The sequence below is a fragment of the Gryllotalpicola koreensis genome (assembly GCF_039538185.1).
GTDB lineage: Bacteria > Actinomycetota > Actinomycetes > Actinomycetales > Microbacteriaceae > Gryllotalpicola > Gryllotalpicola koreensis.
The window spans coordinates 561,593-576,171 of the sequence record NZ_BAABBW010000003.1 but is presented as its reverse complement, the minus strand read 5'-3'; the positions used below and the strand labels follow the sequence as shown (position 1 = coordinate 576,171).

At 71.4% G+C, this 14,579-nt stretch carries 12 protein-coding genes; 5 read left to right on the top strand and 7 right to left on the bottom strand.

The annotated features are described in order from the left end of the window. Positions 1 to 40 precede the first annotated feature (40 nt). The 3 genes from ABD708_RS11370 to ABD708_RS11360 are packed head-to-tail and all read right to left on the bottom strand — an operon-like array spanning position 41 to position 4,065. The gene (locus ABD708_RS11370) at positions 41 to 532 is read right to left on the bottom strand and encodes a hypothetical protein (RefSeq protein WP_344754426.1); all 492 of its coding nucleotides are present in this window, start codon (positions 530 to 532) and stop codon (positions 41 to 43) included. Then, entirely contained in the window at positions 519 to 2,600 is a 2,082-nt protein-coding gene (locus tag ABD708_RS11365) for a primary-amine oxidase (protein WP_425553283.1), read from the bottom strand. The genes ABD708_RS11370 and ABD708_RS11365 overlap by 14 nt, the downstream gene beginning before the upstream one ends. After that, positions 2,554 to 4,065, bottom strand: a complete 1,512-nt coding sequence (locus tag ABD708_RS11360; protein WP_344754422.1) for an APC family permease — start codon at positions 4,063 to 4,065, stop codon at positions 2,554 to 2,556. The genes ABD708_RS11365 and ABD708_RS11360 overlap by 47 nt, the downstream gene beginning before the upstream one ends. A gap of 171 nt (positions 4,066 to 4,236) precedes the next feature. Between ABD708_RS11360 and ABD708_RS11355 the strand changes: the two genes are divergently transcribed. Continuing rightward, complete coding sequence (locus ABD708_RS11355) at positions 4,237 to 5,736, top strand: APC family permease (RefSeq protein ID WP_344754420.1); 1,500 nt, start codon at positions 4,237 to 4,239, stop codon at positions 5,734 to 5,736. Beyond that, positions 5,733 to 6,395 carry a helix-turn-helix domain-containing protein gene (locus ABD708_RS11350; RefSeq protein WP_344754418.1) on the top strand — a complete coding sequence of 221 codons (663 nt, stop codon included), beginning with the start codon at positions 5,733 to 5,735 and terminating at the stop codon, positions 6,393 to 6,395. The genes ABD708_RS11355 and ABD708_RS11350 overlap by 4 nt, the downstream gene beginning before the upstream one ends. Positions 6,396 to 6,490: 95 nt before the next feature. Here ABD708_RS11350 and ABD708_RS11345 read toward each other — a convergent pair whose 3' ends face one another. Beyond that, complete coding sequence (locus tag ABD708_RS11345) at positions 6,491 to 7,354, bottom strand: ADP-dependent NAD(P)H-hydrate dehydratase (RefSeq protein ID WP_344754416.1); 864 nt, start codon at positions 7,352 to 7,354, stop codon at positions 6,491 to 6,493. A 23-nt stretch (positions 7,355 to 7,377) separates the two neighbouring features. On the opposite strand from ABD708_RS11345, the gene ABD708_RS11340 reads away from it, so the two are divergent. Then, positions 7,378 to 8,004, top strand: coding sequence for an HAD family hydrolase (locus ABD708_RS11340; RefSeq protein ID WP_344754414.1), 627 nt, complete (start codon positions 7,378 to 7,380; stop codon positions 8,002 to 8,004). Between the two features lie 46 nt (positions 8,005 to 8,050). After that, entirely contained in the window at positions 8,051 to 9,130 is a 1,080-nt protein-coding gene (locus tag ABD708_RS11335; RefSeq protein ID WP_344754412.1) for an NADH:flavin oxidoreductase/NADH oxidase, read from the top strand. Between the two features lie 94 nt (positions 9,131 to 9,224). On the opposite strand, the gene ABD708_RS11330 is transcribed toward ABD708_RS11335, so the two are convergent. Beyond that, the gene (locus tag ABD708_RS11330; protein WP_344754410.1) at positions 9,225 to 10,262 is read right to left on the bottom strand and encodes a hemolysin family protein; all 1,038 of its coding nucleotides are present in this window, start codon (positions 10,260 to 10,262) and stop codon (positions 9,225 to 9,227) included. Beyond that, positions 10,255 to 11,622: a hemolysin family protein gene (locus ABD708_RS11325; RefSeq protein ID WP_344754408.1), complete on the bottom strand. Its 1,368-nt coding sequence runs from the start codon at positions 11,620 to 11,622 to the stop codon at positions 10,255 to 10,257. Before ABD708_RS11325 ends, ABD708_RS11330 begins: the two co-directional genes overlap by 8 nt. A 340-nt stretch (positions 11,623 to 11,962) precedes the next feature. Here ABD708_RS11325 and ABD708_RS11320 point away from each other — a divergent pair, with 340 nt between their 5' ends. Next, a complete protein-coding gene (locus ABD708_RS11320) occupies positions 11,963 to 12,958 on the top strand; it encodes a type IV toxin-antitoxin system AbiEi family antitoxin domain-containing protein (protein ID WP_344754406.1) in 996 nt (331 codons plus the stop codon). A gap of 94 nt (positions 12,959 to 13,052) precedes the next feature. Here ABD708_RS11320 and guaB1 read toward each other — a convergent pair whose 3' ends face one another. Continuing rightward, complete coding sequence (gene guaB1, locus ABD708_RS11315; RefSeq protein WP_344754404.1) at positions 13,053 to 14,492, bottom strand: GMP reductase; 1,440 nt, start codon at positions 14,490 to 14,492, stop codon at positions 13,053 to 13,055. Positions 14,493 to 14,579 lie beyond the last annotated feature (87 nt).

Sequence of the window (14,579 nt, the reverse complement as noted above, 5' to 3'; positions counted from 1 at the left end):
CGTGTGACAGATCGTGCGTTCGGTGACGAATCCTTCGCTGTCAGAAGGCGAAGGCGCACATGAGGGCGACGGATGCCGCGGAGAGCAGCATCTCGACGCGGGCCTCGTGCCGCCGAGCGCGCCACACGGACCACGCCGTGTACGCCGCCCCCGCGGCGAGCGCGAGCGGCGCGACCCCGAGCCCCGCGCCCATGCCCGGCATCGCCATGCCCGACGAAGCGGGCACGGAACCGGCATCCGTCATCGTCCCGGCCATCGCGACGGTGAGCGCCGCCATCACGATGAGCCCGAGCGCGCGGTGCGCGGCGAGCGGGGTGCAGCAGCGGGCGCCGCGCCCCGGCACCGCGACGATGAGAGCGAGTCCCAGCTCGAGCGCCACCCACAGCACCGCCGAAACAAGGTGCAGCCCCGGAACCATGGTGTCGAGCATGCCCGCAACCATGACGGCCATGGCCGCCGGGCCCCGCCAGGCGACTGCCCGCCTGGCGGCCCAGCGGCCGCGCGCCGCGCCGATGAGCTCAGTGGTGGTCATGCCCCGCGTGCTCCGAATGGCCGGCATGGGCGGCAGAACCGGCGTGGCCGGCGTGGCCCGGCGCGCAGTGGTCCGACACGGTGGGCTTCACGTTGAGCGCGGGGTTCCTGTCGAAGAATCCGTAGGGCTTCATCGTGAACTTGACGTAGTCCGTCGGCATGACGGGCCAGTCCTCGGGGCGCGGGAAGTGTGTGAGACCGAAGGTGGTCCACAGCACGATGTCGTCGCCGTCGAGGTTGCGATCGGCGGCCTGCCAGGCCGTGATGCCGTCCACACCAGGATTCTGGTTCACGAACTCCCCCGCCGGGTAGCGTTCGTCGGAAGAATACTGCGTCACCCACAGCGTCTTGGTCGTGTAGGCGGCGCGCTTCGCGATGGACGAGGCCGGGTCGGCGAGCAGCGTCGGCGACTGCTCGACGTGCAGCACATAGCCCGGGTGCTGGCCGAGGCCGTTGGTCTTCTCGGTGTTCGAGATCATCCAGTTGCGGCTCGTGCCGCCGCTCGCGTCGAGCGCGCCCTCAGCCTCCGAGCCGATGCGGCGCACCGACTTCGTGAAGGCGTTGCCGTGCTCGTTGCCCGGCCCGATCGGCACGCGCACGGCGTCGATCTCATCGACGGCGTTGGCGAGCCCGTCGACCATCATGTCGAGCCGCGCGCTGAACAGGTGCTGGTGATACGGGGCACCGACGCCCGGCGCGACGAGCGAGGCGTAGGGGTAGTCGAGGTCTCCGGAGTGCGCGGACGGGAACAGGATGCCCGTGAGCTTCGCCTCGAGCTCGATCGTGCCGTCGAGGTAGAGGTACCAGTAGAAGCCGTAGTCGTAGTTGCCGACGGTCGTGAAGAACGAGATGACGAGACGGCGGGACCGGCGCACCTCGGACTCGCCCGTGAACAGGTCGGTGTGCTTCCACAGCACGCCGAAGTCCTCCTCGTGCATGCAGATCGCGTTCTCGATGACCCGCGGGTTGCCGAGCTCGTCGGCGAGCGTCGCGTCGAAGTACTGGATCTCCCCCAGGCAGTCGCAGCCGAGCGTGAGCGAGTTGGTGTAGCGGCCGAAGACGTACTCGCCCGTGTCGAAGTAGTTCTGCCAGTAGCGCGACGGCGACGGGTCGCCGTAGGGCACGACCATCTCGGCGATCGACCCGCGGTACATCACGGGCCGCACCTCGCCGCCCTTGTCGGGGTCGGCGAAGGCCAGATTGCGCAGGATCAGCCCCTCGCGGGCGTCGAAGCCGAGATCGAGGCTCCAGTTCGCCCACTCGACGTGCTCGCCGGTGACCGCGAAGCTGGGCCCTTCGGGCTGCGTGATCTCGAGCGGCTTGAGCCCCTCGAGGTCGGCGGGTCGGCCCTCGGGCAGGTGGTAGTTGTGCGACTGCTCGGGCACCGGCGCGGCATCCGTCTCGATGATCTGCAGCAGCTCGTGCGAGATCACGTCGACGTACGCGCACAGCCCGTCGACGGGGTGCGCCCACGGGTGGTCGAGCTCGTGGTCCATGCGGAAGGCGAAGACGCGGATGACGCGGCGCCCCTCCTCCCCCGGAATCTCGTAGAAACCCGGCGACAGCGGCACCTGGATGACCTGCTCCGGCGTCACGCCCTTGCGGGCGAGCGCCTCGACCCAGCGCGGGTCGGCGTTCACGATGCCCGCGATGTCCTCGAACTCCTCGTCGAGGATGGGCACTTGCCCGCGGCTGCCGTCGATGGGCACGGAGGAGACGACGGATGCCTGGGCCAGCGACACCGTGACGTCGAGCGATGCCCCGCTCGAGCGGTCGAGCAGCAGGGCGCGCACCTCGCGCGCCGGCGCGGGTCCGGTGCCCGCGGCGAAGGCCAGCACATCGGCCTTGTCGGGCTCGAGCAGCCCGAGGTAGGCGTAGCGCGTGGTCGGGGTCACGAGGCCGGCCCCCGCGATGATCTCGCTCGCCGCGCGGATCTCGGCCGCGGTCAGGCTGGCGAGCGGCGCGGGCGCGGGCGCGGCGTCGTCGTGGTGGGCGTGGCTGTGGTCGGTGATGGTCACGGTCTTACTCCTCGATGGTGCTGATGGTGTCGATGACGTTCTGGTAGGCATCCGGATTCTTCGCCCTGATGACGAGCGCCTGCACGATGCCGAAGACGGGGAAGGCCGCCATGAGGGCGAGGAAGGTGACGGTCAGGGTGCCGAACACGGGGTTGCCCTTCGCGTCGGCGTCGCCGATGAGCAGGGGGAAGTTCTGGGCGATGATCACCGCGACGGCGGCCAGGCCGAGGAATCCGATCACGGGTGCGATCCAGGTCCTCCACGCGCCCGCCTTGATCTTCTTCGCGGCGAAGTAGGTGATCACGGCGAGGCAGGTGAGGCCCATCAGCACGACGATCGCGAAGGTCGAGATGCCGCTGAACCAGGTGAACACCTGCAGCACCGGGTCGAGGTGGAAGAGCGCGAAGGCGATCATCAGCACGGCGGCCGTGATCGTCTGCACGAGCGACGAGGCGTGCGGCGAGCGGTGCTTCGCATGAACCTTGCCGAGCGCTCCGGGCAGCACCGCGGCGTTCGACATCGAGTGCTGGTAGCGCGTGATCACGTTGTGGAACGACAGCACGCAGGCGAACATGCTCGTGATCATCAGGGTGTTGACGACCCAGCCGCCTGCCGCGCCCAGGTACTGCGCGGTGACGGTGCCGATGAACGCCGAGGGGTCCTTGGCGAGCTCGCTCATCAGGTGACTGGGGCCGATGCCGATCACGAGCGCCCACGACGCGAAGGTGTAGAACACGGCGATGATGATGAGCGAGGCGTAGGTCGCGCGCGGGATCGTCTTCTGCGGGTCCTTCGCCTCGTCGCGGTAGATGGCCGTCGACTCGAAGCCGATGAATCCGGCGAGCGCGAACATCAGCGCGAGGGCGGGCGCGCCGCTCATCACGTTCGCGGGGTGGAACGGGGCGGCCGAGAGGCCCTCGGCGCCGCCCGTCGCGACGACGGCGCCGGCGAGCACCAGCACGACGCCGATCTCGCAGATCAGGAACACGCCGAGCACCTTGCCCGAGAGCTCGATGTGGCGGTAGCCGAGCAGCCCGACGATGGCGACCATGGCGAGCGAGTACAGCCACCAGGGCAGCTCGGGGCCGTGCAGTGACACGATGTAGCTGTTCAGCACCGCGCCCACGTAGCCGTACACCGCGACCTGCACCGTCGTGTAGGTGAGGATCGCGAGCCACGCGGCGGCGAGGCCGAGCGGCCGGCCGAGTCCGTAGCCGACGTAGGTGAAGAACGCGCCGGGGCGGGGCACGTAGTTGCTCATCGTCGAGAGGCCGACGGCGAAGAACAGCAGGATCGCGCCGCCGATGAGGTACATGGTCGGGGCGCCGACGCCGTCGCCGAGCAGGGCGCCGACGGGGAAGCCTCCGCCGACGACGGTGAGCGGCGCAGCCGCGGCGATCACCATGAAGACGATCGAGCCGACGCCGAGTCGGCCCGAGAGCTTCCGGGCGGGTCGTGTCGCGGCTGCTGCGGCGCCGGGCGCCGCGGGAAGGGCGGTGGGATCCGCAGTGGTCATGCGAGCCTCCTCGTAAGGGGTCGAAACGGGGGTCGAAGCGGGGTTGCCCCTATCGTCGACGCGGGCCGTTTCGCCGGAATGACCCCGCCGTAACGCTCATCGCACCCCGAATGAGACAGCAGCCCGCGGCCTCGAAACGCGCCTGCAACACGGCGCTGGCACCCTGTGCGCATGACCGCCCAGAACCCGCCGGACCAGCTCGTCGCGCTCGGCCGCGCGATCGCGCGGCCGCCCGTGGTCGCGGGCGTCGCGCAGCACAGCCCCATGGCGGGCCTCGAGCGGCGCACCGTCGGCTTCGTCGACGTGCTCGCGCAGTCGATCGGCGCCGTCGCCCCGGCGGCGGGCACCGCGACGGTGCCCGCGCTCATCGCGGCGCAAGCCGGATCGGGCCTGCTCGTCGCCGTCGCCGCCGCGTGGCTGCTCGCGATCTGCGTCGCCGCGACGCTGAACCAGTTCGCGCTGCGCATCGCCGCCCCCGGCTCGCTGTACACCTTCACCTCGAAGGGGCTGGGGTCGGGGCCCGGGTTCGCCGCGGCGTCCGGTCTGCTCGTCGGCTACGGATTCATCGCCATGTTCGGCGTCGTCGGCGCGGCGTACTTCCTGCAGAGCTTCGTCGGGGTGCTCGCCGGCCCGACGGCCGCGGCGCCGTGGGTGACGGCCGTGCTGCTCGTCGGTGTCGGGGCCGTGTGCTTCGGCGTGCTGCGGCGTGGCATCCGTCTCTCCGCCCGTGTCACGCTCGTGATCGAGCTGACGTCGCTCGTCGTGATCCTCGCGCTGCTCGCCATCGTTCTCAGCCGCCTCGATGCGGCGCAGCTCGCCGCGCCGTTCACCCACCCGCTGCCGTCGATCGGAGGCCTGGTGGCAGGAACAGCCGTCGCGCTCACCGCGTTCGTCGGCTTCGAGTCGGCGGCGTCGCTCGGCCGCGAGGCGGCGCGCCCGTTCCTGACCGTGCCGCGCACGATCCGGTGGACGGTGCTCGGCGTCGGCGCCGTCTACCTGTTGTCCGCCTACACGCAGCTCGCGGGCGCCGGCGCCTTCGGCATCGGCTTCGACGGCGGCCAGGCCGTGGCGCGGCTGGCGAGCGACACCGACGTCGCGGCCGTCGGAACCGTGCTCGATCTCGGTCTCGCGGCGTCCTTCACGGCCTGCGCGATCGCGTCTTTGACCGCCCTCGCCCGAGCGGTCTTCTCGCTGGGTCGCGAGGGCGTGCTGCCGCGCGCCATGAGCCGCATCGAGCCGCTGCGCAAGACGCCGTACCGCGCGCTCGCGCTCGTCGTGCCCGTGACGGTCGCCGTGCCGCTCGTGCTGCACGCCATCGGGTGGTCGCCGTGGCAGTCACTGGAGTTCCTGATCGTCGTCTCCGCTGCGGGCTACATCACCGCGTACGTGCTGGCCACCGCGGCGCTGCCCGCATTCCTCCGGCGCATCGGCGAGTCGAGCAGGCGCACCGACCTCGTCGCCGGCGTCGCCGCGGTCGGACTCGCAGGCGTGCTGATCACCTATCTCGTCGTCATGGTCCCCGGTGAGCCGGTCGCCGTCGCGGTCGTCGGCGGCCTGGCCACCCTCGCCGCGCTCGCCTATGTGTACGTGCGCCGTACGCGCTCGCGAGGTCTCGCCCGGGTCGGGCTCTTCGACCACACCACATCGTCAGACCTGCTGGGCGGCTCATGAGCCAGGCCGGGCGCGACCCCGGATTGACCGGGCGGCAGCCCGGCGCGGTGCACGGCGCGCTCAGCGTTCTCGAGGAGGTCGCGCGCGTCGGTCCCGGCGTGACAGCCCAGCAGATCTCGGCCGCGCTGGGGCTGCCGCGCGCGACGACCTATCGCCTGCTCAACCTGCTCGTGCAGGACGAGTACCTCGTGCGCCTGCCCGACCTCGCGGGTTTCGCGCTCGGCCGCAAGGTCGCGCTGCTGGCGGGGCTCGCTGTCCAGGCCACGCCCGAGGGCGTGCACGACATCCTGCTCGAGGTGCGCCGCCGGGTCCGCGGCGGCGTGCACCTCGCCTCGTATCGCGAGGGGGTGCTCGAGCTCGTCGACGTCGACCCGGACTTCCCGCTCTCCGACGAGCGGCGCCTCCTTTCCGACCTCACCTCGTCCGCGCTCGGCAGGCTGCTGCTCGCCGAGCGGCGCGGCGCGCCCGTGCCGTACGTCGCGGTGCCCAACGGGCCGATGCCGGGGCACGGATGCTTCGCCGCCGCCATCCGCGACCCGCATGGTGCCCTCGTCGCGGGCCTCGCCCTCGCGCTTCCCACCCAGCGGCTCGGCGACCCCGAGGCCCTGCTCGAGCTCACCGCAGCCGACCGGCCGCGGCTCGCCACCGCACTGTGCTGACCAGACCCCAAGCAGCCGACCGGCCGCGGCTCGCCGCGGCGCTGAGCTGATCAGGCCACCGGAGACCGAGCTGCCCTGGCGCGCGACTGATGCCGTCAGCCCGACGCCTCCCCCTCCCGCATCTGCAGCAGGGCGGCCACCACTCCCGGCAGCGCCCGCGCGATGTCGAGCGCCGCGATCGGGCCACCGCCCGAGGCCTTCACGCCCGCGAGGCCGTGCAGTGCCGCTGCCGTCGCGGCGAGCTCGGCGAGGGCGGCGTGCCCGCGCTCGGAGATGTCGGCGGCGTGGCTCGCGAGCAGCGCGCCGAGGATGCCCCCCAGCACGTCGCCGCTGCCCGCCGTCGCGAGCCAGGTGGTGCCGAGCGAGACCGAGATGGGCTCGCCGCCCGGCAATGCGATATGCGTCGTCGCGCCCTTCAGCAGCACCGTCACGCCGAGCGCCTCTGCCGCGCGGGCGGCCGCGGCCGCGGCATCCGTCTGGATCTCCTCAAGACTGAGCGGGGCGGACGTGCGCTCGAGCGTGCGCTCCAGCTCGCGGTAGTGCGGCGTGATCACCGCGGGCGAGGTCACCGTCTGAAGGCGATCGAGCGCACCCGCGTCGATGACGAGCGGCACGCCTGCCATGAGCGCGGCGCCGATGTGGGTGTTGTCGTCCATGGTGCGCTCGATGGCACCGGGGATGCCGGAGCCGACGAGCCACGCCTGCACCCTGCCGGTGCCTGTGACCACCTCGGGTCGGCGGTGCAGCACGAGTCCGGTCGGGGTGGGCGGTCCGTAGTAGCGCACCATGCCGACCCCCGTGCGCACGGCGGCCTCGACGCCGAGCACCGCGGCCCCCGGGAACGCCTCGGAGCCGGTCGCGACGCCAAGCACCCCCCGGCTGTACTTGTCGTCGCCGCGCGCGGGTGCTCGCAGCATCCGCGCTGTGTCCTCCGGTGTCCACACCCGCTCAGCCGTCATGTCACCACGATAGGTTCGACGGCATGAGCTCGCCCATCTCTCTTCCCGGCCGCACCGTCGTCTTCGACTACGGCGAGGTGATCTCGCTGACGCCGACGGATGCCGATCGGGCCGCCATCCTCGCCCTCGCGGGGGTGCCGGCCGAGCCCTTCTGGCGCGCGTACTTCGCCCACCGCGACGGGCTCGACCAGGGCACGGCGGGCGTGCGCGCCTACTGGCAGGCGATCGCCGGCGAACTCGGCGTCGCGTGGTCGGACGCGCGGATCCACGAGCTCTGGGCCGCGGACTTCCGCTCGTGGCTGTCGGTGAACCCCGGCACGATCGAGGTGCTCGCCGATCTCAAGGCGGGCGGCACGAAGCTCGCCCTGCTGTCGAACGCCGGGCCGGACTTCGGGTCGTACTTCCGGCATGGGCCGCTGTCGGACTGGTTCGACGCCTTCTACGTCTCGGGCGAGCTGAAGCTGCTGAAGCCAGAGGCCGCGATCTACGAGCACGTTCTCGCCGACCTCGGAATCACCGCGGCCGAGATGGTGTTCACCGACAACAGGGCGGACAACGTCGCGGGCGCCGAGGCGCTCGGCATCACGGGCCACGTGTTCACCGACGCCGCCTCGCTCCGCGCCTTCCTCCTCACGCTTTCCGCTGGTTGAGGAGCGCGCAGCGCGTCTCGAAGCCAGCGCCCGCAAGAAAGCCCTCATGCCCTCCCAGCTCTTCACCCCGATCACCCTCGGCCCCGTCACCTTCGCGAACCGCGTCTTCATCGCGCCGATGTGCCAGTACTCGGTGCTCGCGCAGGACGGCGTGCCGACGGATTGGCACCTCGTGCACCTCGGCTCGCTCGCCTCGGGCGGTGCCTCGCTCGTCATCACCGAGGCGACGGCGGTGAGCCCCGAGGGCCGCATCTCGCCGCAGGACACCGGCATCTGGAACGGCGAGCAGCAGGAGGCCTGGGCGCGCATCGTCGGCTTCATCCACGAGCGCGGGGCGAAGGCCGGCATCCAGCTGCAGCATGCGGGGCGCAAGGCGTCGACGTATGCCCCGTGGGGCACAGATCGCCGCGGCACCGTTCCCGCCGCCGACGGCGGCTGGATCGCCCTCGCCCCCTCGTCCGTCGCGTTCCCCGGCTATGACACTCCGGAAGCGCTCGACGCCGCGGGCCTCGACAAGGTGGTCGCCGATTTCGGGGCATCCGCTCACCGCGCCATCGACGCCGGATTCGACGTGCTCGAGCTGCACGCCGCGCACGGCTACCTGCTCCACCAGTTCCTCTCGCCGCTGTCGAACCGGCGCGACGACGAGTACGGCGGCTCGCTCGAGAACCGCGCGCGCCTGCTCATGCGGGTGCTGGACGCGGTGACGGATGCCGCGGCCGGCCGCGCCGCCGTCTTCGTGCGCTTCTCGGCCACCGACTGGGTCGACGGCGGCTGGAACGAGTCCGACACCGCGACGGTCGCCCGTTGGGCGCACGACGCCGGCGCCGACTTCTTCGATGTGTCGACCGGCGGCAACGCGCAGGCCGACATCCCGATCGGGCCGGGTTACCAGGTGCGCTTCGCGCACTACGTGCGCTCGCTCGGCGAGGTACCGGTCGGCGCGGTCGGCATCATCACCGACGGCGCGCAGGCCGAGCAGATCGTGGCGAGCGGTCAGGCGGATGCCGTGCTCATCGCCCGCGAGGCGCTGCGCGACCCGCACGCCCCGCAGCGCTGGGCCCGCGAGCTCGGCGCCGACTCCCCCGCCCTCTGGCAGCCGCAGTACATTCGCGCCCGCCGGTAACCGGCGTGATGGACCCAGCCACAGCGACGCGGCGGTCGCGTCCGGCGCGTCGCGCAGCGACCCGCGCCGGGCGAGGACCGGCGCGGCAATGAACTCAGTCGCGCCGCGTCGCGTCGTGCACCTCGCCGACGAGCTCCTCGATGATGTCCTCGAGGAACAGCACGCCGATGGCCTCGCCTGAGGCATCCGTCGTCCGTGCGATGTGCGTGCCGGAGCGCCGCAGCACGGCGAGCACCGACTCGATCTCGGCGTCGGCCGCGACATCGACGAGCGGCCGCACCGACCCCGTCGGAATCGGCGCGTCGAAGGCCGAGCCCTCGAGGTCGAGCACGTCCTTGAGGTGCACGTAGCCCACGGGCATCCCCCGCTCGTCCTCGATGACGTACCTGCTGAAGCCGTGCTTGGCGACCGCGTGCTCGACGTCGGCCGGTGTCGCGGACGGCGGCAGCGTCTCGAGCATGCCGAGCGGCACCGCGACCTGGGCAGCGGTCTTGGCGCTGAACTCGAAAGCGTTCGTGAGGGTGCCGGTGGAGTCCTGCAGCAGCCCCTCGCGCGTGGACTGCTGCACGATCGTCTCGACCTCCTCGAGCGTGAAGGTCGACACGGCCTCGTCGCGGGGCGTCACCCCGCACAGCCGCACGATGCCGTTCGCCGCCCAGTTGAGCGCGTGCGTGATCGGCCCGAACGCCCGCCCGACGGCGACCAGCGGCGGCGCGAGCAGCACGACGGCGCGATCGGGGAACGAGAACGACAGGTTCTTCGGCACCATCTCGCCGAGCACGACGTGCAGGAACGACACGACGACGAGGGTGATCACGAACGAGCCGATGTCGATCGCCGTGTCCGAGAGGCCCGTCAGCCCGAGCGGCCCCTGCAGCAGGTGGTGGATCGCCGGCTCCGACACGTTCAGGATCAGCAGCGAGCACACCGTGATGCCGAGCTGCGTGGTGGCGAGCATGAGCGTCGCGTGCTCCATCGCCCACAGGGCGGTCTTCGCGCTGCGCTTCCCGCGCTCCGCGGCGGGCTCGATCTGCGAGCGGCGGGCGCTGATGACGGCGAACTCCGCGCCGACGAAGAAGGCGTTGCCCGCGAGCAGCACGAACAGCCACACGATGCCGGCCCAGTCAGACATCCGTGCTCCCCCTTTCAGCGGATCTGGCCGCCTGCGTTGCGCTTTGGAGATCGACGGATGCCTGTGCGAGGGGCGTGTACGCGATGCGGTCGACGCGGCGGCCGTCGAGCGCGGTCACCCGCAGCGTGCCGCCCTCGACGGGCACGGAGTCGCCGAGCTCGGGCAGCCGGCCGAGCATGGCCAGCACGTAGCCGGCGACGGTCTCGTAGCGCTCGTCCTCCGGCACCCGGACGCCCGCGCGGTCGAGCAGTTCGTCGGGCCGCAGCAGCCCGCTGAACTCGAACTCGCCCTCGGGGCCCGGGGCGACGATGTCGATGGGGCCCGTGTCGTGCTCGTCGGCGACCTCGCCGACGAGCTCTTCGACGAGGTCCTCGAGCGTCGCGACGCCGGCGGTGCCGCCGTATTCGTCCACGACGACCGCCATCTGCAGGCTGCGTGCGCGCAACTCGGCGAGCAGGCTGTCGAGGTGCATCGTCTCGGGCACGCGCAGCGCCTCGGCCTGCAGCGCGCTCACCGGAACACGGTTCCTGCGCTCACGCGGAACCGCGACGGCGTTCTTGAGGTGCACGATGCCGGCGATGTCGTCGATGCCGTCGTCGATGACGGGGAAGCGCGAGAAGCCGGTCTCGCGGGCGAGCGCGATGACGGCGTCGGCGGTCTCGTCGCGCTTGACGGTCTCGAGCTGCGGCCGCGGGGTCATCACGTCGCCCGCGACGCGGTGCGAGAACATCAGGGTGCGGTCGAGCAGGCTCGCGGTGTCCTGCTCGAGCACGCCCTGCTCGGCGGAGCGCCGAACGAGCGAGCTCAGCTCCTCCGCGCTGCGGGCGCCGGAGAGCTCCTCCTTCGCCTCGACGCCGAAGATCGACAGCACCGCGTTGGCGCTGCCGTTGAGCAGGGCGACCGCCGGGCGGAACACCCGCGTGAAGATCGTCTGGAACGGGATGACGATGCGCGCGGTCGCGACGGGGAGGGCGAGCGCGAAGCTCTTCGGCACGAGCTCGCCGAGGATCATCGACGCGAGCGTCGCGATGACGATGGACACGATCGACGCGGTGACGGCGGCTGCGGCATCCGTCATCCTGAACGCGTCGAAGACGGGCTGCAGCAGCGTGCCGATCGAGGGCTCGAGCGTGAAGCCGGTGAGCAGGGTGGTCAGCGTGATGCCGAGCTGCGCGCTCGACAGGTGCGTGGACGTGTGCCGCAGCGCATCGATCGTCATCGTGAGGCGGCTCTCACCGCGCTCGCGGCGCGCCTCGAGGTCGGCGCGGTCGAGGTTCACGAGCGCGAACTCGCTCGCGACGAAGAAGCCCGTGCCGATGATCAGGACGACACCGATGCCGAGCAGAACCCACTCGTTCATGAGGCGCCGACCCGCCGGGTCACGGGCTGGGGACTATGGCTGCTCGCAGACGGGGGCTCCATACACGTGCAGTGTATCGGCGCGCGCCGTGCGTCCGCTGACCCTGCCCACGCCGCGGTCCCGCACCCTGGATTTCCCCGACTCCCGCGACTCCCGCGTCCGCGCTATAGGTACGGATCCGCGCGGCAGTCGCAGCGGGCGCGCGGATCCGTACCTATAGCGCGATCTGACGGTGCCAGACCGCGCATCTTCCCCAGCACAGGAAGTCAAGCTGCACGCCTGTCCACGGATGCCCGACCATGCCGTCTCGTCGACCGTGAGACTGCGTCACAGTTGCGGCATGACACACAGCAGGGCACTCGTCCGGGCCGCCGAGCTCGGGCTCGAGCTCACGACCGATTCACGCGGACGCGCCACCGAGTCAGATGCGATCCGTCGTGACGTAGCCAAAGGGCTCCGGGTCAGGGTCAGTCGCGGCGTATTCGCCGAGACGCAGGCGTGGCAGAGCAAAGGTCCTGACGAACGCTTCCTCGCGTTCGTAGCAGGAATTGCGACAACTCTCGCCTCCGACGTGGTGTTCTCGCACAACTCAGCGGCGGTCCTCCTTGGGCTTCCCCGTCTCGGCTCGTGGCCGGACAAGGTGGAGGTGACGATCCCACCGGCATCCGGGGGCCGGTCGACGGGCAATCTCCGTCGTTACGGAGCCGTGTTGCGCGACGACGAGATCATCGAGGTCGACGGATTCCTCGTGACCTCGGCGCCCCGCACCGTCATGGACGTCGCCCGCACGTCGAGCTTCTCCCAGGGCGTCGCTCTCGCCGACGCGGCGCTACACCGCAAGCGGCGCCCGACGCTGATGACGCTCGACGAGCTCGCCGCCGAACTCGAATATCAGCGTGGCCGCGCGGCGTTCGCAAAGATGCGGCGCGTGGCCGAGTTCGCAACCCCGCTGTCCGACTCGGTCCGCGAATCGCAGAGCAGGGTGCTCATCCACGAACTCGGATTTCCCCCGCCCGTCCTCCAGCAGGAATGGTTCGACTCGGACGGGCACATCGGCGATACGGACTTCTGGTGGCCAGAGCATGGCCTCGTGGGCGAGTTCGACGGTCGCGTCAAGTTCGTCAAACCTGAACTCATGAACGGTCGCACCATCGAGCAGGTCGTCCTCGCCGAAAAGACCCGCGAGGACCGAATCCGCGCCCGCGGGCCGCGCTTCGCTCGTTGGGATACCCCGTATCTGCAACGCCCTCCTCGCCTCGCGCGTCTCCTGGTCGAGGCGGGCCTCCCGCAGCATCTGCGCTCGCGCTACACCCCCGGAACGCCGCGCCCCCGGTGACAGGCGCGCGTATCCGTAGCTGTAGCGCGACCGAAGTCGGGGCCGGGGCCGGGCGAGGCGGCCCGAGCGCGGCGACCCGGGCGCGGCGCGCGGCTCACCACGAGACCGGGAGGGCCTTGCCCTCCTCGTAGCCGGCCGCCGACTGCAGACCGACGAGCGCGCGCTCGTGGAACTCGGGCACGGTCCGCGCCCCGGCGTAGGTGAACGACGAGCGCACGCCCGTCGTGATCATGTCGAGCAGGTCCTCGACAGAGGGGCGCAGCGGGTCGAGGTAGATCTTCGACGACGAGATGCCCTCGGCGAACAGCTCCTTGCGCGCCCGCTCGTACGCGGACAACCGCGCGAACCGCGCCTGCACCGCCTTGTTCGAGGCCATGCCCCAGCTCTCCTTGTAGAGGGCGCCCGAGGCATCCGTGCGCAGCAGGCCCGGCGCCTCGATCGTGCCCGCGAACCACGAGCCGATCATGACGGATGCCGCACCGGCCGCGAGCGCCAGCGCGACGTCCCTCGGGTAGCGCACCCCGCCGTCGGCCCACACGTGCGCTCCCAGCTCGGCGGCAGCCGACGCCGTCTCGAGCACCGCCGAGAACTGCGGGCGCCCGACGGCCGTCATCATGCGGGTCGTGCACATGGCGCCCGGCCCGACGCCGACCTTCAAGATGTTCGCCCCCTCGGCGACCAGGTCCTGCACGGCGGCGGCCGTCACGATGTTGCCCGCGACGAGCGGCAGCCCGAGGTCGAGCCCGGCGACGGCGCCGAGGGCGCGGCGCATGCCGTCCTGATCGCCGTGCGCCGTGTCGAGCACGAGCACGTCCACGCCGGCGTCGCGCAGCGCGCGGGCGCGAGAAGCGACGTCGCCGTTGATGCCGATCGCGGCGGCGATGCGCAGCCGCCCCTGCGCGTCCACCGCGGGCGGATAGATCGTCGAGCGCAGCGCCGAGGTCTTCGACAGCGTGCCGATCACGCGGCCCTGCGAGACGACGGGCGCGAACTCGACGCCGGCGGCGTCGAGCAGGTCGAAGGCGGCGCGCCCGTCGGGCACGTCCTCGGCCTCGAGCGCCGCGAGCTCGCCGTGCACGAGGTCGCCCAGCCGGGCATCCGGCGGCACCACTGCGAGCCGTGAGGCGAGCACCGCGCCGACGTAGTGGTCGTCCGCATCGTGCAGCGCGATGCCGAGCCCATGCGCGGCCGGCACGTGCTCGAGCGCGTCGGCCGCGGTGTCGTCCGGCGACATCACGATGGGCGTGTCGTAGGCGACGGGCTGGGATTTGACGAAACGGATGCCTGCGGCGAGGTCCTGCGGGCTGAGGTCCTGCGGCAGCACTCCGAGCCCGCCGCGCCGGGCGAGCGTCGCCGCGAGGCGCGGCCCGGTGACCGAGTTCATGTTGCTCGCGACGATCGGGATCCGCGCCCCGGTGCCGTCCCCTGGCGACAGGTCGACGTCGAGCCTGCTGGTCACGGCCGAGCGGCTCGGGACCAGGAAGACATCGGAGTAGGTCAGGTCGTGCTGGGGTGCCGCGCCGTAGAACCTCATGGTCCCACGCTATTGCGCACGGGCACGTCGGGCGCGGCCGGTTGTCCACAGGGATTAGGCTTGAGGATCGTTGGGTTGCGCGGCGGC